Raw genomic sequence first — 21024 nt, 5'->3', positions numbered from 1 at the left:
GACCAGGTCGGGGCCGTCTTCCTGCAAGGAGGGGAGCTCCCCGTGAAACTCCACAGAACAGCCGCCGTGTCCGTGCTGGCCATCGCGGCTCTGGGTGTCGCCACCGGCACCGCCTACGCCGAGCCCGGACCTCCGCCGAGTCCTGGGGTCATTCACTATCAGACCCAGATCGGTTCGAACGGAACATCGCTCGACACTGTGCTCGATGCCGGCACCTTCCGGGTCGCAGGCAATGTCGTCGACGTCGTCGATCCCGCGGGCGCCACCGTCGGCACCATCCCGCTGACCTACCCGGTGGCCGGTACCGACATCTCGCTGGTCCCGTCGGTCGACGGCAGCAGACTCACCCTCACGCCGGCGGTCCCGGCCCAGGGCGTCGCTGCGCTGCACAACGTGGACGCCCGCCAGGACGCCTACGACAACATGGTCCGGCAGATCGAACAGGGCTGGTTCAACGGAGGACAGATGTCCGCGCAGATCGGCGCGGGTGTCGGTGCCGTCGTCGGCTGCGTTCTGTTCCTGTTCGTCGGCTGCATCCCGGGTGCCGCGATCGGTGGCGCGATCGGAGCAGCGACCGGAATCACCAACAACAACCCGGCGGTCCAGCCCGCCGTGTTCGATTTCATCGCCACGCTCTACTGACCCGGCCGGCCGCTCGCCTCGGAGTCGGGGAGGGGCGAGCTCCGGTGGAGCAGCGCGCGCAGGTTGTCGGTGACGATGCGGGCCGAGATGGTGGGGTCGATGGCGCGCTGGATGCCGAGACCCACGCCCAGGCTGAGAACGCTGCGGGCGGCGTCGTCGGGTGGGATCGGGAGCGTGACGCCGGTCGTCTCGGTCAGCGAATTCAGCAGGGCCAGAACCATTCCGTGCGCCATGCCGAGCGTCGACGCGAGCGCGGCCCGGACCTCGGGGTCGTGCCGGGACGCGGCGATGAACTCGAACTCGAGTATCGTCCAGTCGACATCGCCGAGTGTTCGTTCGGCCCAGTCCTGGAAACGGGCGAGTGTGGTGTCGAGTTCGCCGTCCGCCGCGAGCAGTGCGGCGACCTCCGCGAACTTGGTCGAGTGGATCAGGTCCAGGACCTCGAGGCACAACTCCTTCTTGCCACGGAAGTTCGAGTACACCGCACCCTTCGAATAGCCCGCCGTCTCGGCCACCTTCTCGAGCGACGTCGCCGCGTATCCGTCGGTCAGGAACAGGTCGCGGGCGGTCGACAGCAACTCGGCCCGGGTCCGGGCCTGACTCTCCGACCTGGTCAGACGGGGCATCGCCAATCTCCTCGCGCATTTGGGGTACCCAGAGTATCTGGATGCTGTTAGTTTCTAGATATGACGTCGAGTGACACACATCTCAGTCGCGGCTTGGTGATCGGATGCGGGGGAACGTTGGGGGCGGCGTGGACGGTCGCGGCGCTGGTCGCCGTGCGGGACGCGCTCGGCTGGGATCCGCGCGACGCCGACGTCCTGATGGGCACGTCGGCCGGGGCCGAGCTGGTGACGATGCTGGGCAGCGGAATCGGTGTCGACGAGATCCTGGCTGTGCAGTTGGGCGAGTCGACGCATCCCGTGCTCGCCGGACATCTCGCCGGCGCGCCGGGACGTTTCCCGCCGCTACCGCGACCGCGCCTGGGCTCGCCCGGGCTGCTGCGTCGCGGCCTGCCGACCGTGACCGGGCTGAGCGGGATGCTCCCGGAGGGCGGTGGCGACGCGGGCTGGCTTGACCGGCTCGCGACCGGTCTCGGTGCCGGTGGCTGGGTCTCGCATCCCGACACCCGGCTGGTCGCGATGGACTACGGCACCGGCGAGCGGGTGGCGTTCGGTGCGCAGGGGGCACCGAACGCGACGCTGGCGGAGGCGCTCCGGGCGTCGTGGGCGATCCCGGGCTGGATGCCGCCCGTCCGGATCGGCGGCCGACGGTTCGTCGACGGCGGTGCGGCGTCCACGGCGTCCGCCGACCTGCTGGCCGGGCGCGGACTGGACGAGGTGATCGTGTTGGCTCCCATGGCGTCCGGCGGACGCATCCGCGCTCGGGGACCGGCGATCCTCGAGCGGACGGTGTTGCGGAACTGGATGAGCGCCGGACTCGACGCCGAATGCGCGGCGCTGGAGGCGTCCGGCACCCGGGTGATCCGGATCGACGCGACCGCCGAGGATCTCGCCGTGATGGGCGCCAACTTCATGGACGACCGGCGTCGGCTCGCGACGCTGGAACACGCGCTGCGCAGCACCCGGACCGCGGTGGAGCACGCCCTCACGACAGGAGTTCGCGGATGACCCGCCACCACGAGGTGATCGTCGTCGGCGCCGGAATCTCGGGAATCGGCGCCGTGATCCGGCTGCAGCAGATGGGGGTCGACGACGTCGTCGTCCTGGAGAAGAGCGATTCGCTCGGTGGGACGTGGCGCGACAACACCTATCCCGGGTGTGCGTGCGATGTACCGTCGGCGCTGTACTCGTACTCGTTCGCGCCCAACACCGACTGGAGTCGACTGTTCGCGGGGCAGGACGAGATTCGCGAGTACATCGAGCGGACCGCGGCGGCGCACCGCGTCCACGAGCGCGTCGAGTTCGGCACCGAACTGCTGCGCGCGCAGTGGGACGAGCTGTCGCGCCGCTGGCTGCTGGAGACGTCGAACGGTGTGCTCACTGCGAACGCGGTGATCGCGGCCGCCGGACCGTGGAATCAGCCGCTGATCCCCGACATCCCGGGGCTCGACGGTTTCGGCGGCGAGGTCTTCCACTCGTCGCGGTGGAACCACGACTACGAGCTGGCGGGCAAGCGGGTGGCCGTGGTGGGGACCGGCGCGTCGGCGGTGCAGTTCGTGCCGGAGATTGCGCCGACCGTGGCGGAGTTGCACCTGTACCAGCGCACCGCGCAGTGGGTGCTGCCGAAGCCGGACACCACGATCCCGGGCGCGGTGCGAGCGGCCATGGGGCGGGTGCCGGGCGCGCTGAAGGCGTTGCGGCGCATCCAGTACGGAATCATGGAGGCGCTAGGGATCGGCTTCCGCAACCCGTGGATCCTGCGGGTGGTCCAGCAGATCGGTCGGGTGCAGCTGCGGGCGCAGGTTCGCGACTCGCACCTGCGGAAGTCGCTCACCCCGGACTACACGCTCGGCTGCAAGCGCCTGTTGATGTCGAACACGTACTATCCCGCGTTGAATCGCCCGAACGTCGAGGTGCACGCGAACGCGGTACAGCAGGTGCGTGGCAACGTGGTGGTCGGCGCCGACGGCCAGGAGCGCGAGGTGGACGCCATCATCTTCGGCACCGGCTTCCACATCCTCGACATGCCCATCGCGGGAAGGGTGTTCGACGGTCAGGGCCGCAGCCTGGGCGACCACTGGAAGGGCAGCCCGCAGGCGTACCTCGGCACCACCGTCGCCGGGTTCCCGAACGCGTTCGTGCTGCTCGGTCCCGCGCTCGGCACCGGCCACACGTCGGCGTTCATGATCCTCGAGGCGCAACTCGACTACCTGGCCGCCGCGATCGCCACCGCCCGCGCCGCAGGCTGGACCCGGATGGAGACCCGTCCCGAGGTGCAGGCCGCGTTCAACGCCGAGGTGCAGCAGGCACTCGCCACCACCGTCTACAACGCCGGCGGCTGCCAGAGCTACTTCCTCGATGTCAACGGCCGCAACAGCTTCAATTGGCCGTGGTCGACCGGACGGATGCGGGAGAGGCTGCGGCACTTCGACAAGGCGGCCTACCTGACATCGACGGAGGTGTCGTCATGACCCGGTATCCCGCGATTGCTCTCGGCGGCGCGCGGGTGCTCGTGACCGGCGCCGGACGCGGCATCGGCAGGGCCACCGCGCGGGCGTTGGCGGCCCACGGCGCGACCGTTGCTCTGGCCGACATCGACCGGAGTGCGGTCGAGGACGCCGCCGCAGGTCTCGGTACCGCCCACGTGCTGGACGTCCGGTCCCGGGCGTCGTGGGACACGTGCGTGGCCGAGGTGGGGCCGATCGACATTCTCGTCAACAACGCTGGCGTCATGCCGGTCGGGGCGTTCCTCGATGAGCCGGACGCGACCGGTGAGATGACGATCGACGTCAACGTGTGGGGACCGATCCACGGCATGCGGGCCGTGGTGCCCGGCATGATCGAACGCGGCCGCGGCCACGTCGTGAACGTCGCGTCGCTCGCCGGGAAGATCGCCATCCCCGGGCTCGCCGTGTACAACGCGAGTAAGTATGCGGCCGTGGGACTCTCGTCGGCGGCGCGCCTCGAGTTCGCCGAGCACGGAGTCAGCGTCAGCGCCGTGCTGCCCAGCGCGGTCCGCACCACACTGACGTCCGGGATCCCGCTCGGCAAGGGCCTGCCCACCGTGGACCCCGAGGACATCGCCGACGCCGTCCTGCGCACCGTCCGCACGCGACGCGCCGAGACCCCCGTCCCGGGGTACCTCGCGGCCCTCGACGTCGGGGTGGCGGTGGCGCCCGAACGGCTGGTACGGCTGATCCGACGCGTCATCGGCGGGGAGCGGGCGCTCACCCACGTCGACCCCACCGCGCGGGCCGACTATGACGCGCGGCTGCGGCGCACCGAGTCGGAATGAATCCCGCGGTCGGCGCGGGGAGGTTTCGACGGCACTAGGGGAGTGGCGCCGCGTTGCGCTGCGCGAGCATGACCGTCATCAGACCGGACTCCTGGGTCTGGGAATGGAGCATCTCGCGGGCCGCCTGTTTCACCGGTCCGTCGGCGAGTTTCGGTCCGCGGCCTGCGCCATCGCGATCCCGCCCCGGTGGTGACGCTCCATCAGTTGCAGGAACAGGGATCTCGGCGTCCGGGCCCCGGCTCGCCGCCTGATGGCGGCGGCAGCGGCGACCGCGAGCGCTCGGCGGGAACGCGCGCGTACGAAGAATCTCGGCCGCGATGCGAGCCTGCTGGTGGTCACAGCGTCCCCCTGCGTCAGTCGTCCCGGAAGCCGACCGCCACGACCCCGTCGGCCCCTCTGCGGAATTCGCCCGACCGGACACCTGTCCGATCGTCACCGTAGTGTGTGTGACACACCTCATACAGCCAACAGGGTGCGGGCGTAGTTCAGGAGGGATCCGGCCCGAATTTCACCCCCTGGGCGAGGGGGAGTTCATCGGAGTAGTTGACGGTGTTGGTGACGCGGCGCATATACGACTTCCAGGCGTCCGAACCGGACTCGCGTCCGCCGCCGGTCTCCTTCTCGCCGCCGAACGCGCCGCCGATCTCGGCGCCCGAGGTGCCGATGTTGACGTTCGCGATGCCGCAGTCGGAGCCGTCCGCGGCCAGGAATCGTTCGGCCTCACGCTGGTCGGTGGTGAAGACGGCGGACGACAACCCCTGCGGGACACCGTTGTGCAGCTCGATCGCCTCGTCGAACGTGTCGTAGGGCAGGACGTACAGGATCGGGGCGAACGTCTCGGCGCGCACGATCGCGGTCTGCGACGGCATGCGGACCAACGCGGGCGTGACGTAGAACGAGCCACCGCCGCCGACTCGCTCGCCACCGGTCACCACGACACCGCCGTCGGCACGCGCGGTGTCCAGTGCCGCGTGCATCGAGTGGAACGCGGCACCGGAGATCAGCGGCCCCACCAGCACCCCGTCGTCGAACGGATTACCCACCGTCAACTGCCGGTACGCGTCGGCGATCCGGTTCGTCACCTCGTTCACGATCGACCGGTGCACGATCAACCGGCGCAGCGTCGTGCACCGCTGGCCGGCGGTACCGGCGGCCGCGAACACGACGGCGCGCACCGTCAGATCCAGGTCGGCGGACGGCGTCACCACCGCCGCGTTGTTGCCGCCGAGTTCGAGGAGGCACCGTCCGAAGCGGGCCGCCACCCGCGGCGCCACGGCCCGTCCCATCCGCACCGATCCGGTGGCGCTGACAAGTGCCACGCGCGGGTCGTCGACGAGTTGCTCGCCGACCACCGCCGTCCCGAGCACCACATGGTGCAGGCCGTCGGGGGCGCCGGTCTCGGACGCGGCCCGGCGCAGCAGCGCATCGCACGCCATCGCGGTGAGCGGTGTGCGCTCCGACGGTTTCCAGACGACCGGATCGCCGCACACCAGCGCGAGCGCGGTGTTCCACGACCACACCGCGACCGGGAAGTTGAACGCCGAGATCACCGCCACCACACCGAGCGGGTGCCACGATTCCGACAGCCGATGTCCGGGGCGCTCCGACGCCATCGTGCGGCCGTACAGCTGCCGCGACAGGCCGACCGCGAACTCGCAGACGTCGATCATCTCCTGCACCTCGCCGAGCGCCTCCGAGCGGATCTTGCCCGCCTCGAGCGTCACCAGCTCGGCCAGATCGCTCTTGTGCTCGGTGAGCAGCTCCCCGAGCCGGCGGACCACGGCGCCGCGCCGGGGTGCGGGCACCGTCCGCCACGTCGCGAACGCGTCGTGGGCGCGACCGACCGCCGCGTCGACGACGGCGGAGGTGCTGGGATGCACGAACGCGAGCACCGAGCCGTCGATCGGGGTGTGTGCCGTGAGCGGCGCGGGACCGGCATCGCCGGCGATCTCGGGAAGTGTGGCGCCGCAACGCCCGAGCGCGACGATCGCGCGGTCCGCCAACGTGCCGGTGCCGGGAAGCGTCATGATCCGGTCCCTCCTGAGCGTTGCTGTTGTCGCCGATACAGCTCGTACGGGTCGTGCACCTCGCGGTCGATCGCCGCCGCCAGCACATCGCGGTCGTAGCCGACGCCGGACTCCCCGGCCGTCGCGCGGGTGTCCGTGTCGAGGTTGGATCGGAAGATCCCCGCCGCGGACTTCGGCAGGAAGTCCTCGTAGACGATCGGTGCGCGAACCCCGTCGTGGTAGGTGAAGTAGGCCATGCCGCGCTGCTCGAGGTCGTCCTCGGACCGTGGGAACCGCTTGTCCCACAAACGGTTCTCGTTGAACGGATCCGCACCCAGCAGTTCGTCGTACAGCGTCCGTCCCGCCGGGGTGAGCGCGATCCCGCGCGCCTCGACCTCGCCGAACCGCACCCGCAGCTCGCCGTCGGTGATCGAGCCGTCGGAGTCGAGGAAGCGGCGCGGCTCGGCCAGCGCGCGGAACGACGTCTGCCGGAGCAGCACCGCCGGTCCGTCCCACCGCGGCGGGCCCTGGATCCGGTCGATCATCGCGATGCCGCGCGCCGACATCCGCGCATAGAGGTCGTCGATGTCGAGGACCCGCGGCGTGAGGTGGTTGATGTGGGTACTGGTCACGCCCCCGATGTCGGCGGCCACCGCGGAGACCTGCTCGAGTTCCCGGTACCAGCCGCGGTCGACCGGCTCGCCCGACAACTCGAACACCCCGGTGGCCAGCTTGACGAACCGCTGCGCCTGCGACTCGTCCAGTCCGCCGTCGTCGGCCGCGCGGCGGGCGAGCGAGAGCAGCACGTCCGGGAACAGTCGCCGCCTGTCCAGGAAGCCGTCGAGCCGCCGCTGCAGATCGGCGTCGAAGAACCGTCGGTCCGCGGTGGTGAGCATCGACGTGAACACCCGGAACGGGTTCCGGGCCAGTTCCTCGGGGTCGATCGGGCGGAACGCGGTCGACACCACCGGAACCGGGGGAGTGGCCTCCCTCAGGTCGTAGAACCCCACCGGATACATGCCGAATCCGGCGAACAGGACTGCGACGTCGTGCATCTCGGCCGCGGTGCCGACCCGGATCGCGCCGTGGCGCTCCGCCGTCACCCGCGCGATGCTGCCGAGGCGCTCGGCCGAATCCGGATGAGCGGCCAGGAAGTCCGCATTGACCTGTCCGGTGACCTCCACCAGGGTCGTGTAGGCCGGCACCTCGCGGCCGTACGTGCGAGACAGCGCCGCAGCGAATCTCGACCGTAGTTCGTGGATTTCGGCCATCGCACCTCGATCGTACGAGTCCCGACAGCCCTCCGTGACCCGGAACGCTGACGTAGCCTTTCCGTATGAGCACCGCGGTCCGCCCCGCGGCCGGTGACTCGGACCTGCCGGCCGCGCGCGTTCACGACGTCCTGCGCGCGCACATGCTCGCGGACGGGTTCGACCTCGTCCTGGATCTCGAGACGTCCCGCGGCGCGCACGTCGTCGACCTCCGCGACGGCACGACGTATCTGGACATGTTCGGGTTCTTCGCGTCGTCGGCGCTCGGCATGAACCACCACGCGCTCGCCGACGACGAACAGTTCCGCCACGAACTCGTGACGGCGGCGATCAACAAGCCCAGCAACTCCGACGTCTACACCGTCCCGATGGCGCGGTTCGTCGACACGTTCGCGCGCGTGCTCGGCGACCCGGCGCTGCCGCACCTGTTCTTCGTCGACGGCGGCACCCTCGCCGTCGAGAACGCGCTCAAGGTCGCGTTCGACTGGAAGAGCCGACTCAACGAGACTCGCGGGCTCGACCCCTCGCTCGGGACACAGGTGCTGCATCTGACGGAGGCGTTCCACGGCCGCAGCGGCTACACGCTCTCGCTCACCAACACCGACCCCACCAAGATCGCGCGGTTCCCCAAGTTCGGATGGCCGCGCATCGACGCGCCGTACCTCGCGGACGGACGAGACCCGGAACAGGCCGAGGAAGTTTCGCTCGCGCAGGCGCGTCGCGCCTTCGCCGAACACCCGCACGACATCGCGTGCTTCATCGCCGAGCCGATCCAGGGGGAGGGCGGCGACCACCACTTCCGGCCCGAATTCTTCCACCGCATGCACGAGTTGTGCCTCGAACGCGACGCGCTGCTGATCTTCGACGAGGTCCAGACGGGCTGCGGGCTCACCGGCACCGCGTGGGCGTTCCAGCAGATGGGTGTCACCCCGGACGTGGTCGCGTTCGGGAAGAAGACCCAGGTGTGCGGGATCATGGCCGGCGGCCGCGTCGACGAGGTCCACGACAACGTCTTCGAGGTCAGTTCGCGGATCAACTCGACGTGGGGCGGCAACCTCACCGACATGGTCCGCGCCCGGCGCATCCTCGAGGTGATCGAGGAGGACCGGCTGATCGACCGCGCCCGACTGTGCGGCGCGCACCTGCTGCGGCGACTCGAGGTGCTGGCCGCCCGGTACGACGCCGTGACCGAGCCGCGGGGGCGCGGCCTGATGTGCGCGATCACGCTGCCGTCGCCCGAGTACCGGGATCGGGTGGTGACCGAGTTGCGCGAGCGCGAACACGTGCTGTTCCTCGCGACCGGCGAGCGCGGCATCCGGTTCCGGCCGCCGCTGACCGTGACGATCGCCGAACTCGACGCCGCCCTCGACGCGCTCGACCGGGTCCTCGTCCGCTGACTCCGTAGGGTCCTGAGACCCCCATCCAGGTGTTTCGTCCCACATCGACGGTGCGCCGGGCGGGTCCGGTGCGTGGTCTCGTTACGATTGTCGAGGTCTATCGAGGAGGCAGACGAGTGCAGATCACCAGCGTCGGACACGCCGGATTCCACATCCAGACCGAAGCGGGGTCGATTCTCTGCGACCCGTGGGTGAACCCCGCGTACTTCGCGTCGTGGTTCCCGTTCCCCGACAACACCGGCCTGGACTGGGAAGCCCTCGGCGACGTCGACTACCTGTACGTCTCGCACCTGCACAAGGATCACTTCGATCCGGAGACGCTCACCAAGCACGTCAACAAGGACGCGACGGTGCTGCTCCCGGACTACCCGGTGCCGGATCTCGAGCGTGAACTCCGCAAGCTGGGGTTCACGAAGTTCTTCGAGACGCAGGACTCCGTCAAGCACCGCGTGAGCGCAGCCGGCATCAAGGTCGCTCCGCAGGCTCCGCTCCAGGCGGGCGAACTCGACGTCATGATCATCGCGCTGCGCGCCCCGGCCGACGGCCCGATCGGTGACTCCGGCCTGGTCGTCTCCGACGGCGAGACCGTGTGCTTCAACATGAACGACGCGCGCCCGGTCGACATGGATCCGATGCTCGAGGCATTCGGCAAGATCGACATCCACCTGCTGCAGTACTCGGGCGCCATCTGGTACCCGATGGTCTACGACATCCCGGCCGGCACCAAGCGCAACTTCGGCAAGCAGAAGCGTCAGCGTGGCATGGACCGTTGCCGCAGTTACATCGAGCAGGTCGGCGCCACGTGGGTCGTGCCGTCCGCCGGTCCGCCGGTGTTCCTGGACGACGCGCTGCGTTCGCTCAATGACGACCACGGCGACGAGGGCAACATCTTCCCCGACCAGATCGTGTTCCTCGAACAGATGCGCATCCACGGCAACGACGGCGGCCTGCTGATGATCCCCGGATCCACCGTGGACATCCACGGCGAGAAGGCGACGCTGGCGCACCCGATCCCGGACGCCGACGTCGACAAGATCTTCACCGACAAGGCCGCCTACATCGAGGACATGGCCCAGCGCATGGCGCCGGTCATCGCCGCGGAGAAGGCCGCGTGGGCGCCCGCCGAGGGTGAGCCGCTGCTGGGTCCGCTCAAGGCCAAGTTCGAGCCGATCATGGCGCAGTCCGATCTGATCTGCGACGGCATCGGCTACCCCGTCGGCCTCGAGATCGGGGACGAGACCGTCGTCCTCGACTTCCCGAACCGCACGGTCCGCGCGCCGCAGGCAGGTGACGGCAAGTACCGCTACGGCTTCCGCATCGCGCCCGAGTTGGTGCGCACGGTGCTGCGCGACGACGAGCCCGACTGGGTCAACACGATCTTCCTGTCCACCCGCTTCGAGGCGTGGCGCGTCGGCGGCTACAACGAGTTCCTCTACACGTTCTTCAAGTGCCTGACCGACGAGCGGATCGCGTACGCCGACGGCTGGTTCTCCGAGGCCCACGACGACACCGCCTCGATCGAGGTGGGCGGCTACGAGATCCAGCGCCGCTGCCCGCACCTCAAGGCCGACCTGAGCAAGTTCGGCGTCGTCGAGGGCTCCAACCTGACGTGCAACCTGCACGGCTGGCAGTGGGACCTCGAGACCGGGCGCTGCAAGACCTCGAAGGGGCACGAGCTGCGGTCGACGAAGCTGGGCTGACCGCCCGCCCCGCACGACACGAATCCGCCGGCCGAGGCTCGAGAGAGCCCCGGCCGGCGGTGTCGTTTACCGTGGGCGTATGACGTCAATCCCCGGCGCGAAGCCCGGCGCGAGCATCCCCATCCTGTCCGTCCCGAACCTGCGCGACATCGGCGGCTACCGGACGAGTGACGGCGGCTCGGTTCGCTTCGGGCGCTTCTACCGGTCGACCGACCTGAGCAAGATCACCGTTGACGACGCACCGCGTCTCGCGGACCTGGGCCTGGTCACCGTGTTCGACCTGCGCACGCACTCCGAGCGTGAAGCCGCACCAGACCGACTGCCCGCGTCGGCGCGCGAGGTGGCACTCGACGTCCTGGCCGACAAGGCCTACCGCTCCGTGCCCGCGCAGATGCAGGCCGTGCTGGCCGATCCGTCGATCGCGGTGACGATGCTCGGCGAGAACAAGGCCGTCGACTACTTCCTCGGGAGCTACCGCGACTTCGTCACGCTGCCGAGCGCGATCGCGTCGTACCGGGGCATGTTCACCGACCTCGCCGCCCCGGACGCCCTCCCGGCCCTCGTGCACTGCACGACCGGCAAGGACCGCACCGGCTGGGCCACCGCGTCGCTGCTCCTTCTGCTGGGCGTCGACGAGGACGACGTCTACCACGACTACCTGCTCACCAACACGCAGCTGCTGCCCGCGTTCGCGTCGGTGTTCGACAAGTTCACCGTCGCGGGCGGGGATCCGGAACTCCTGAAGCAGGTGCTCGGCGTGCGGTCCGAGTACCTCGACGCGGCGCTGAAGCAGATGCGGGAATCCTTCGGCACGATCGAGGGCTACTTCGCCGACGGTCTCGGTATCGACAAGGACGGACAGGAGACCATCCGCAAGCACCTCGTCGAAGGCTGACGGTCAGACGGGTATCCGCAACGGCCGGGCGAACACCCGGGCCAATACCAGACCGAGCGCGATGCCCACGGCGTCCGCGGCCGCGTCCCACACCGATCCGCTGCGCTGGATCGGCAGCAGCCCCTGCAGCACCTCCGACACGGCCGCGAACGCCAGCAGCCACGCCGCGGTCCACGCGACGCCGATGCGGGCGTACCGCGATGTGAGCGCCAGCGCCGTGAACATCAGGGCGTGAGTGACCTTGTCGCTGTTCTCCGGTCCGCTCGGAACCGTGGAGCCGGGGGAGAACAGCATCACGAGAACCACGACCGTCGCGATCGCGAGCGGCACGTGACGCCGGTCGAGCTTGTCGAACACGGGGCCCTCAGCGCTCGGTGAGGGTCAGCCCGAGGGCGCCCTCGGCGAATCGTCGGACCGCGTCGGTCGCGGTGGCGAGCACGTCGTCGTGGCCGGGCCGTGCCCAGCCGCTCAGGACGCCGGCGTCCCCGGAGGGGGCCACACCCACCTCGGCGAGCAGTTCGCCCGTCGTCGGTTCACACACGGCCCAGGAATAGTGCTCGTCGGCGGCCCACTGGCGGGACCGCTCGGCGACGTAGCCGGGATCGGCGATGCCGCCGTCGCGCAGCGCCGGACGGTCGTCGACCCGCTCGTCGGCCCGCAGCGCGCGCAGGTACCAGGATCCGGCATTGATCTCGATCGGTTCCATCAGCAGCCGCCGCGTCCCTTCTTGCCGCCGAACAGAATCGCGGCCGTCGCGGGGATCAGCAGGAAGAACAACCAGCTGTTGTCCATCGGCACGAGGAAGAACAGCGCGAGGGCCACGAACGGGATCACCGCCATGACGCTGTTGCGCCATCCCGGGGTGTCGTCGGAGTCGCCGGACGGCTCGGGCGCGGTCGCGGGCGCGGATGCCGTGAGGGCAGGCAGGTCCGAGAACACGGTGTCGAGCTGGCCGCGCGTGGTGGCAGCCGCGATCCGGCCGCTGCGCTCGTCGAACTCGGTGACCGTGAGCCGCCCGTCGCTGAAGTGCCGGGTGAGCGCGTCGAGCGCCTGCTCGCGTTCGGCGGTGCCGATTCGGATATCGGGGACGTCGGCCATGCCTGGATACTACTGTGCGCGCCTTGCGGATCCGAGATCCGCAAGGCGCGCACAGGGTGGAGCAGTGTGTTCCTACCGAAGCATCACTTCAGCTCGGCGAGGACCGTTCCCTGGGTGATGGCGGCGCCGGCCTCGACCGACAGACCCGTCACGACACCGGCCTTGTGGGCGGTGACCGGGTTCTCCATCTTCATGGCCTCGAGCACCACGATCAGATCGCCCTCGGCGACCTCCTGGCCCTCCTCGACGGCGACCTTGACGACGGTGCCCTGCATCGGGGCGGTCACGGCGTCACCGGACGCTGCACCCGCGCCGGCACCGCCACGCTTGCGCGCCTTCGGCTTCTTGCGGATGGCACCCGCGGGAGCGCCACCGGTGCCGATCGAGAACTGACCGGGCAGCGAGACCTCGACGCGGCGGCCGCCGACCTCGACGACGACCGACTGACGGGGGAGGTTCTCCTCCTCGTCGGCAGCAGCACCGGAACCGGTGAACGGCTCGATGGTGTTGTCCCACTCGGTCTCGATCCACTTGGTGTAGACCTCGAAGCTCTCGCCGTCACCGACGAAGGCCGGGTTCTCGACGATGTGGCGGTGGAACGGGATGACGGTCGCGAGACCGTCGACCTCGAACTCGGCGAGCGCACGAGCGGCGCGCTGCAGTGCCTGCTCGCGGTTCTCGCCGGTGACGATCAGCTTGGCGAGCATCGAGTCGAACTGGCCGCCGATGACGTCGCCCTGGACGACACCCGAGTCGACGCGCACGCCGGGGCCCGACGGCTCCTTGTAGACCGAGATGGGGCCGGGAGCGGGCATGAAGCCGCGGCCGGCGTCCTCGCCGTTGATGCGGAACTCGAAGGAGTGGCCGCGCGGAGTCGGATCCTCCTTGATCTCCAGCTCTTCACCGTTGGCGATGCGGAACTGCTGACGCACCAGGTCGATGCCCGCGGTCTCCTCGGTGACGGGGTGCTCCACCTGCAGGCGGGTGTTGACCTCGAGGAAGGAGACGGTGTCGCCCTGCACCAGGTACTCGACCGTGCCGGCGCCGTAGTAGCCGGCCTCCTTGCAGATGGCCTTCGCGGATGCGTGGATGCGCGCGCGCTGGTCGTCCGTCAGGAACGGCGCGGGGGCCTCCTCGACGAGCTTCTGGAAGCGGCGCTGCAGCGAGCAGTCGCGGGTGCCGGCGACGACGACGTTGCCGTGCTGGTCGGCGATGACCTGGGCCTCGACGTGGCGGGCCTTGTCCAGGTACTGCTCGACGAAGCACTCGCCGCGACCGAAGGCGGCGATGGCCTCACGGGTAGCGGACTCGAACAGCTCCGGGATCTCTTCGATGGTCTGGGCGACCTTCATGCCGCGGCCACCGCCACCGAAGGCGGCCTTGATCGCGACCGGGACGCCGTACTGCTTGGCGAACTCGACGACCTCGTCGGCGTTCTTGACCGGGTCCTTGGTGCCGGCGGCCATCGGAGCCTTGGCGCGCTCGGCGATGTGGCGGGCGGTGACCTTGTCACCGAGGTCGCGGATGGACTGCGGCGAGGGGCCGATCCAGATCAGGCCCGCGTCGATGACGGCCTGCGCGAAGTCGGCGTTCTCGGACAGGAAGCCGTAGCCGGGGTGGATCGCGTCGGCGCCGGACTTCTTGGCCGCGTCGAGGATCTTGTCGAACACCAGGTAGGACTCGGCCGAGGTCTGGCCACCGAGGGCGAACGCCTCGTCGGCGAGCTTCACGAACTGTGCATCCGCATCGGGCTCCGCGTAGACAGCGACGCTGCCGTATCCGGCGTCCTTCGCGGCTCGGATGACCCGCACAGCGATCTCGCCGCGGTTGGCGACGAGCACCTTCGTGATGTGCGCGCTGGCATGACTGGGCACTGAGCCTCCTGTGTTTCGCATGGTCTGTCCCCGCGGTTCACCCGTGAGCATCACCGGCAGGTATCTGTTGGCATCTCATCGGAGTGTAGGCACCAATCCGATAGACGATGTAACCGGATAGCGCTTACACATTAAGGGCTGTGGTCGTCGCCGCAACCCTACTGACCAGTAGTGGTGTGGATACCCGCGGCGACCGCCGGTGCGACGGTGCGAGCCGGTTCCTCGGTCGGAACCACCTCCAGCAGGGCCCGCCGGGCCCGCGCCAGGAAGAGCATGACCGCTTCCGTGGCGGCCGGCGTTCCCGGAAACCGGGCGGACACGTTGACGCCGTGCGGCGTTCGATTCACCCAGACGTACACGTCGTGTGTGTAGTGGCGGCTGCGCAGAGCCCGGGCCTGCACCTCGGGCCACTGCTGCGCCATCGGGACGAAGCGGACATCCATGTACGACACGACGAATCGGGGCCGGATCGGCGTCGCGAGGATCTCCTCCACGCGGGCGAAGGGCACCTTCGCCGCCGACTTCGTCAGCGACACCGCGGCAGCAGCACGCGCGGCGGACTCCGCGAAGTCCTCGGCGCCGGCGATGTCGAACTCGATGGGGGACAGGCCCACGAACCAGCCGAGCGACGTCGCCCAGTGCGGATCATTGCGTGTGTGCACCGGGGTTACGGTCCGGAACACCGTGTTGCCGGTCAGTTCGGTACTGGCCTGGGCCAGGCACGCAAGGACGCCGGCGAAGAAGTTCTGACCGGCGCGGTGGCACACCGTGTTGAACGCCGCGGCTTGACGGGCATCGAGCACCCACTCCGAGACCGCGCGCTGCGCGACCCGATTCTCCGGCCGCGGACCCAAGTCGAGTGGGAAATCCGACAGCCGGCCCTTGCTGCGCACGAACGCCGTCCGCCAGCACTCGACGGCGGGGTGCCGGTGATCGATCGTTGCAGCGGAGGCACGCTCCTCGGCGCCGAAATCGATGTAGCTGCCGGCGGGAACCAGATCGGACGGGCTGCCCGTCAGCGCCTCGGTGTACAGGCGGCTGATCTCGTGCGCGACCAGCACCACCGACAGTCCGTCGATCAGCGAGTGGTCCGCGGCGAAGAACACCGTGCACCCCGGCTCGGGGTCGGAGTGCTCGAGCGTGACGAACAGGTAGGCAGGCCAGCGGTGCGGCGAGGTGAGCTCGTCGAACAGGTCGTGCACGCGCTCGAAGACCGTGTCGGCGTCGAACTCGTACTCGTGACGGACCTCGTTGAGATCGATCTGGTCCGCGTCGATCGTGTACCTGCGGATCCGGCCGTCGGACAGCAGCTCCGCGTGGCTCCGCAGCGGCTCGTGCCGCGCGATCCATGCGCGGACCGCGGTGCGAAAGGCGTCGTGATCGAGCGGCTCGGGCAGGCGGAAGGCGGTGCCGAGCCAGGACTCGCGGCCGTCGTCGTGGGTGCTGTCCGCGGTCCGGCGCAGGTGCGCCTCGTGGATGTAGGAGGCGGGACGGCCGTCCTCCACCCACCCGGGTCCCGCTTCGGGTAACCACTCGGTGAGCATGCCGGGGGAGATCGCGTAGTCCGCGAGCTCGGTGAATTCCATCGTGGAGAATCCAGTCTCTTGTTCCGCCGCGGTGGCGGCGGTGAAGATCGTCACAGTCGAGGTTGTCGGGGAGGGTCGCTCCCCGGTGCATTGCTGTTTCGGGTGATGTGTCAGGTGTTACGCGAAGTGCACGCGATCAGTTGCGGAGGTGCCGCTTGATCCGTGCGAGCATCGCGCTCATGCCGCGCAGCCGCAGGGGGCTGACAGCGTCGGCCAGGCCGAGATCCGAGTAGAAGTCGTCGGGAACCGCGAGAATCGTTGCGGCGCTGTGCCCGTCGAGCCCCTGGTGCAGGATCGACGCGAAGCCCCGCGTCGTCGGGGCCTCGGCGGGAGCGCTGAAGTACAGCCGCACCTTCTCCCTGTCCGCGCTGTCGACGAACAGGAACAGCGGCGACTGGCACTCCGGCACCGGCTCCATCGCGCCCTGTTCGAGCTCGGCGGGCAGCGGTGCCAGCTCGCGACTGAACTCGAGCAGCAACTGCAGCTTGTCCTGCCCGTCGACCGCCGCGAAGTCGTCGACGATCTCGGTGAGGCTCTCGGGCAGGCTCACGACGCCACTTCCGCGGGCGAACCCGGCACGACACCCGGCTCGTCACCCTTGACGATCGGCACGCGCACGACGTTGCCCCACTCGGTCCACGAGCCGTCGTAGTTGCGGACGCTCGGGAACCCGAGCAGGTGGGTGAGGACGAACCACGTGTGGCTCGACCGCTCACCGATGCGGCAGTACGCGACGACGTCGTCGTCGTGCGAGAAATCGGCGTAGATCTCCTCGAGCTCCGGGCGGCTGCGGAAACGCCCGTCCGGCGCCGCGGCCCGCGCCCACGGGATCGAGATCGCGGTCGGGATGTGACCGCCGCGCAGCGCACCCTCCTCCGGGTAGTCCGGCATGTGGGTGCGCTCGCCCGTGTACTCCTGCGGGGACCGCACGTCGACCAGCGGGCCCGCCCCGAGGTGCGCGAGCACGTCGTCCTTGAACGCCCGGATCGAGGAGTCGTCGCGCTCGACCACCGGGTACTGCGTGGGCGCCGGCATCGGCACGTCGAGCGTGGTGTCCCGGTTCTCCGACAGCCACGCGCCACGGCCGCCGTCGAGCAGGCGGACGTCCTCGTGGCCGAACAGCGTGAACACCCACAGCGCGTACGCCGCCCACCAGTTGCTCTTGTCGCCGTAGATGATCACGGTGTCGTCGCGTTCGATGCCCTTGCGGCTCATCAGGTCGGCGAACGCCTCACCGTCGATGTAGTCGCGGGTGACCGGATCGTTGAGGTCCAGGTGCCAGTCGATCTTGACCGCGCCGGGGATGTGGCCGATGTCGTACAGCAGGACGTCCTCGTCCGACTCCACCACCTTCACACCGGGGGCGCCCAGGTTGACGGACAGCCACTCGGTCGAGACGAGTCGCTCCGGATGGGTATACGCAGCGAACGCGGGATTGGGGTCGGGCGCGACGGGCACGGGTGGGCTCCTGAGGCTGACGAGGGTGGAGGGTTGTCCGTCACCAATTCTAGGTGGTGGCCCGATTCACAGGGTGGGCGATATCGCCCCGGCCGGTTCGGCGCTACCGACGGGTACCGTCGGGCCCCGTGACGAGTCCCGCCGACCCCTCTGGCGATCTGGCCACCCGTGCCGACGTCGATCGCCTGTTGCGCGCGTTCTACCAGCGCGCACTCGTGGACCCCGTGCTCGCTCCCGCGTTCGAGACGCTCGCAGTTGTCGGACTCGACGAACACCTACCCGTGGTCGGCGACTTCTGGGAACAGATCCTGTTCCGCACCACGCGCTACCAGGGCAGCTTCACTGCCGTGCACGAGGCTTTGAACCGTCAGCACGGGCTCGCGGGCGAACGGATGGAGCGCTGGCTGGAGTTGTGGTGCGCAGCGGTGGACGAGCAGTTCGCGGGGCCGGACGCCGAGCGGGCCAAGGCGAAGGCGCGGGCGATGGCAGGGTCCCTGCAGCGAGGGTGGAAATGAGCTGGGGCTAGCGCACCAGCGCGTTCGCAGCCCACAGTTCGGCGATCGAGACGCCGACGTCGGACAGGAGTCGCCGGACCAGCGGCAGGCCGATCCCGATGACGCTCGACGGATCGCCCTCGAGTCGTTCGACGAACCAGCCGCCGAGACTGTCGAGGGTGAAGGCGCCGGCCACCGTCAGAGGTTCACCGGTCGCGAGATACGCCTCGAGATCCTCGGCCGACGGGTTCGCGAAGTGCACGACGGTGCCACTGTGATCGGCCGCGTCGGCGATGATCGCGCCGTCGGCGATCCGCAGGACGCTGTGCCCGGTCAACAGGGTTGCGCTGCGGCCCGCCATCGACTGCCAGCGTCGGCGCGCGACGTCGACGGTGTGCGGTTTGCCCTGCAGTTCACCGTCGATGAGAAGCATGGAATCGCACCCGATCACGACGGCATCGGTGATGCCGTCGGCGACCAGGGCGGGAATCACGTCGCGGGCCTTGGCCTCGGCGAGCGTGGTGACGACCAGTTCGGGAGCCGCGGACGGGCCCAGACGGTCGATGATGGCGTCCTCGTCCACACCGGACACTCGGACGGTCGGCTCGACCCCGGCGCCCCGCAGCACGGACAGCCGTGCCGGGGACGCCGAGGCGAGAACCAGATGGGTCACTGCGTGAGCCGTTCGATCAGAACGGACGCGGCGCGACCGGGTTGCCGAACGAGTACGGCGAGAACGGCGCGCGAACCCGGTGCATGCGGGTCGGTGCACCCCACGTCTCGGGCGGCCGCTGATCGGACACGGCGTCGCCGGCCGAAGCAGCTGCCGCGGACAGGACCGCGACGAGTGCCGCGATGTCCTGATCCGTCGGGTTGCCCTTGACGATCGTGATCACGGGACCCTGCGACCCCGCTGCGACGTCGGGCTCCAGACCTGCGACAGCTTCAGCCAACGCGGCTCCTTCGAGCGAGGACGCGTCCAGCAGCTCGGCGTCGGCGAGTACTTCTTCCCGGGTGGTCGCTGTCATAGGGGGATGTTCCCATGCTTCTTGGGCGGAAGTGAAACCATCTTGCGCTCCAGCAGGCGCAGAGCGGAGACGATCTGTCCGCGGGTGTGCGACGGAGGAATGACCGCGTCGACGTAGCCGCGCTCGGCCGCGACGTACGGGTTCACCAGGGTGTCCTCGTACTCGGCCTGCAGCTTCAGGCGCAGTGCGTCGACGTCCTCACCGTTCTTGGCGGCCTCGAGCAGCTGCTTGCGGTAGACGAAGCCGACGGCGCCGGACGCGCCCATGACCGCGATCTGTGCGGTCGGCCACGCCAGGTTGACGTCTGCGCCCATGTGCTTGGAGCCCATGACGTCGTACGCGCCGCCGTACGCCTTGCGGGTGATGACGGTGATCTTGCCGACCGTGGCCTCACCGTACGCGTACAGCAGCTTCGCGCCGCGGCGGATGATGCCGTTGTACTCCTGCTCGGTGCCGGGCAGGAAGCCCGGGACGTCGACCAGGGTGATGATCGGGACGTTGAACGCGTCGCAGGTACGGACGAAGCGCGCGGCCTTCTCGGATGCGTCGATGTCCAGGCAGCCCGCGAACTGCATGGGCTGGTTGGCGACGATGCCGACGCTGCGGCCGTCGACGCGACCGAAGCCGACGATGACGTTCGCGGCGCGCTCGGCCTGCACCTCGAGGAACTCGTCGTCGTCGAGCAGGCGACGGATGACCTCGTGCATGTCGTACGGCTGGTTCGCCGAGTCCGGGATGATCGTGTCCAGCTCGAGGTCCTCGGGGGTGAGCGAGTCCTCGATGGAGCCGTCGATCGGGTCGGACGGTGCCAGGCGCGGGGTCGCGGCCTGATTGTTGCTCGGCAGGTAGGACAGCAGGTCCTTGACGTAGTCGAGGGCGTCCTGCTCGCCGGAGGCGACGTAGTGCGCGACACCGGACTTGACCATGTGGGTCCGGGCGCCGCCCAGGTCCTCCATGGTGACGTCCTCACCGGTCACGGTCTTGATGACGTCGGGGCCGGTGACGAACATCTGGCTGGTCTCGTCGACCATCACCACGAAGTCGGTCAGCGCGGGGGAGTAGACGTGGCCGCCGGCCGCCGGGCCCATGATCAGGGAGATCTGCGGGATGACGCCGGACGCCTGGACATTGCGGTGGAAGATCTCGCCGTACAGGCCGAGCGAGACGACGCCCTCCTGGATACGCGCGCCGGCGCCCTCGTTGATGCCGATCAACGGGCGGCCGGTCCTGATCGCGAGGTCCATGACCTTGACGATCTTCTCACCGTAGATCTCGCCGAGGCTGCCGCCGAACACGGTGGCGTCCTGGCTGAAGACGCAGACGTCGCGGCCGTCGATGGTGCCGTAGCCCGTGACGACGCCGTCGCCGACGGGGCGGTTGTCGGCGAGGCCGAAGTTGGTGCTGCGGTGGCGGGCCAGGGCGTCGAGCTCGACGAACGAGCCCTCGTCCAGGAGCGCGGTGATGCGCTCGCGCGCCGTCAGCTTGCCCTTCGCATGGACCTTCTCGACTGCGGCCTCACCCATCGGCTGCATTGCCTGCGCCTGGCGGTTCCGCAGGTCAGCGAGCTTTCCCGCCGTCGTGTGAATATCCGGGGTATTCGCCGCCTCCGCCGCGGCTGGCTCCTGCACACTGGTCATGGGATGTGAGCTTAACCAGG

General features: G+C 69.3%; 21 protein-coding genes. 8 read left to right on the top strand and 13 right to left on the bottom strand.

All coding sequences use genetic code 11. The features are described from left to right. Positions 1 to 42: 42 nt before the first annotated feature. Positions 43 to 642 carry a hypothetical protein gene (locus HUN07_RS19555; protein ID WP_254622606.1) on the top strand — a complete coding sequence of 200 codons (600 nt, stop codon included), beginning with the start codon at positions 43 to 45 and terminating at the stop codon, positions 640 to 642. Here HUN07_RS19555 and HUN07_RS19550 read toward each other — a convergent pair. Continuing rightward, positions 636 to 1268 (bottom strand): TetR/AcrR family transcriptional regulator, encoded by a 633-nt coding sequence (locus HUN07_RS19550; protein ID WP_174912060.1) that lies wholly within the window; start codon positions 1266 to 1268, stop codon positions 636 to 638. The genes HUN07_RS19555 and HUN07_RS19550 overlap by 7 nt on opposite strands. A gap of 60 nt (positions 1269 to 1328) precedes the next feature. Here HUN07_RS19550 and HUN07_RS19545 point away from each other — a divergent pair, with 60 nt between their 5' ends. From HUN07_RS19545 to HUN07_RS19535, 3 genes are read left to right on the top strand one after another with little or no spacing between them, the layout of a single operon-like run. Continuing rightward, positions 1329 to 2273 carry a patatin-like phospholipase family protein gene (locus HUN07_RS19545; protein ID WP_174912057.1) on the top strand — a complete coding sequence of 315 codons (945 nt, stop codon included), beginning with the start codon at positions 1329 to 1331 and terminating at the stop codon, positions 2271 to 2273. Next, positions 2270 to 3736: a flavin-containing monooxygenase gene (locus HUN07_RS19540; protein ID WP_174912054.1), complete on the top strand. Its 1467-nt coding sequence runs from the start codon at positions 2270 to 2272 to the stop codon at positions 3734 to 3736. Before HUN07_RS19545 ends, HUN07_RS19540 begins: the two co-directional genes overlap by 4 nt. Further along, positions 3733 to 4560, top strand: a complete 828-nt coding sequence (locus tag HUN07_RS19535; RefSeq protein WP_174912052.1) for an SDR family oxidoreductase — start codon at positions 3733 to 3735, stop codon at positions 4558 to 4560. Before HUN07_RS19540 ends, HUN07_RS19535 begins: the two co-directional genes overlap by 4 nt. Before the next feature lie 485 nt (positions 4561 to 5045). Here the strand turns inward: HUN07_RS19535 and amaB are convergent, their stop codons facing one another. Beyond that, positions 5046 to 6587: an L-piperidine-6-carboxylate dehydrogenase gene (amaB, locus tag HUN07_RS19525; RefSeq protein WP_174912046.1), complete on the bottom strand. Its 1542-nt coding sequence runs from the start codon at positions 6585 to 6587 to the stop codon at positions 5046 to 5048. Continuing rightward, positions 6584 to 7837 (bottom strand): 2-oxoadipate dioxygenase/decarboxylase, encoded by a 1254-nt coding sequence (gene hglS, locus HUN07_RS19520; protein ID WP_174912043.1) that lies wholly within the window; start codon positions 7835 to 7837, stop codon positions 6584 to 6586. The genes amaB and hglS overlap by 4 nt, the downstream gene beginning before the upstream one ends. Positions 7838 to 7902: 65 nt before the next feature. On the opposite strand from hglS, the gene lat reads away from it, so the two are divergent. From lat to HUN07_RS19505, 3 genes are all read left to right on the top strand, one after another. Next, on the top strand, positions 7903 to 9234 hold the full coding sequence (lat, locus tag HUN07_RS19515; RefSeq protein ID WP_174912040.1) for an L-lysine 6-transaminase: 1332 nt from the start codon (positions 7903 to 7905) through the stop codon (positions 9232 to 9234). Positions 9235 to 9350: 116 nt separating this feature from the next. After that, positions 9351 to 10934: an MBL fold metallo-hydrolase gene (locus tag HUN07_RS19510; protein WP_174912037.1), complete on the top strand. Its 1584-nt coding sequence runs from the start codon at positions 9351 to 9353 to the stop codon at positions 10932 to 10934. Between the two features lie 79 nt (positions 10935 to 11013). After that, positions 11014 to 11829: a tyrosine-protein phosphatase gene (locus HUN07_RS19505; RefSeq protein WP_114721873.1), complete on the top strand. Its 816-nt coding sequence runs from the start codon at positions 11014 to 11016 to the stop codon at positions 11827 to 11829. Positions 11830 to 11832: 3 nt separating this feature from the next. Here HUN07_RS19505 and HUN07_RS19500 read toward each other — a convergent pair whose 3' ends face one another. The 7 genes from HUN07_RS19500 to HUN07_RS19470 form a co-directional block, all read right to left on the bottom strand. Next, positions 11833 to 12186, bottom strand: coding sequence for a VanZ family protein (locus HUN07_RS19500; RefSeq protein ID WP_397484705.1), 354 nt, complete (start codon positions 12184 to 12186; stop codon positions 11833 to 11835). Positions 12187 to 12193: 7 nt separating this feature from the next. Next, the gene (locus HUN07_RS19495; protein WP_174912034.1) at positions 12194 to 12535 is read right to left on the bottom strand and encodes a hypothetical protein; all 342 of its coding nucleotides are present in this window, start codon (positions 12533 to 12535) and stop codon (positions 12194 to 12196) included. Continuing rightward, a complete protein-coding gene (locus HUN07_RS19490; protein WP_174912032.1) occupies positions 12535 to 12927 on the bottom strand; it encodes a DUF1707 SHOCT-like domain-containing protein in 393 nt (130 codons plus the stop codon). Before HUN07_RS19490 ends, HUN07_RS19495 begins: the two co-directional genes overlap by 1 nt. 83 nt (positions 12928 to 13010) lie before the next feature. Further along, positions 13011 to 14801, bottom strand: coding sequence for an acetyl/propionyl/methylcrotonyl-CoA carboxylase subunit alpha (locus tag HUN07_RS19485; RefSeq protein WP_114721876.1), 1791 nt, complete (start codon positions 14799 to 14801; stop codon positions 13011 to 13013). 158 nt (positions 14802 to 14959) lie between these two features. Next, on the bottom strand, positions 14960 to 16441 hold the full coding sequence (locus HUN07_RS19480) for a condensation domain-containing protein (RefSeq protein WP_254622605.1): 1482 nt from the start codon (positions 16439 to 16441) through the stop codon (positions 14960 to 14962). Positions 16442 to 16523: 82 nt separating this feature from the next. After that, entirely contained in the window at positions 16524 to 16937 is a 414-nt protein-coding gene (locus HUN07_RS19475; protein ID WP_174912029.1) for a SufE family protein, read from the bottom strand. Continuing rightward, positions 16934 to 17845 carry a sulfurtransferase gene (locus HUN07_RS19470; protein WP_114721878.1) on the bottom strand — a complete coding sequence of 304 codons (912 nt, stop codon included), beginning with the start codon at positions 17843 to 17845 and terminating at the stop codon, positions 16934 to 16936. Before HUN07_RS19470 ends, HUN07_RS19475 begins: the two co-directional genes overlap by 4 nt. Before the next feature lie 128 nt (positions 17846 to 17973). Between HUN07_RS19470 and HUN07_RS19465 the strand changes: the two genes are divergently transcribed. Beyond that, positions 17974 to 18360, top strand: a complete 387-nt coding sequence (locus tag HUN07_RS19465) for a group III truncated hemoglobin (RefSeq protein ID WP_174912026.1) — start codon at positions 17974 to 17976, stop codon at positions 18358 to 18360. A gap of 7 nt (positions 18361 to 18367) precedes the next feature. Here HUN07_RS19465 and HUN07_RS19460 read toward each other — a convergent pair whose 3' ends face one another. From HUN07_RS19460 to HUN07_RS19450, 3 genes are read right to left on the bottom strand one after another with little or no spacing between them, the layout of a single operon-like run. After that, positions 18368 to 19012 (bottom strand): Maf family protein, encoded by a 645-nt coding sequence (locus tag HUN07_RS19460; protein ID WP_174912023.1) that lies wholly within the window; start codon positions 19010 to 19012, stop codon positions 18368 to 18370. Between the two features lie 16 nt (positions 19013 to 19028). Next, positions 19029 to 19367, bottom strand: a complete 339-nt coding sequence (locus HUN07_RS19455) for an acyl-CoA carboxylase subunit epsilon (protein ID WP_174912020.1) — start codon at positions 19365 to 19367, stop codon at positions 19029 to 19031. Then, positions 19364 to 21004 (bottom strand): acyl-CoA carboxylase subunit beta, encoded by a 1641-nt coding sequence (locus HUN07_RS19450; protein WP_114721882.1) that lies wholly within the window; start codon positions 21002 to 21004, stop codon positions 19364 to 19366. The genes HUN07_RS19455 and HUN07_RS19450 overlap by 4 nt, the downstream gene beginning before the upstream one ends. Positions 21005 to 21024: the final 20 nt, after the last annotated feature.

Source organism: Rhodococcus sp. W8901 (assembly GCF_013348805.1).
Taxonomy (GTDB): Bacteria; Actinomycetota; Actinomycetes; order Mycobacteriales; family Mycobacteriaceae; genus Prescottella.
Note: the sequence above shows the minus strand (reverse complement) of the source record. Positions and strands in the feature narration are given on the sequence as shown.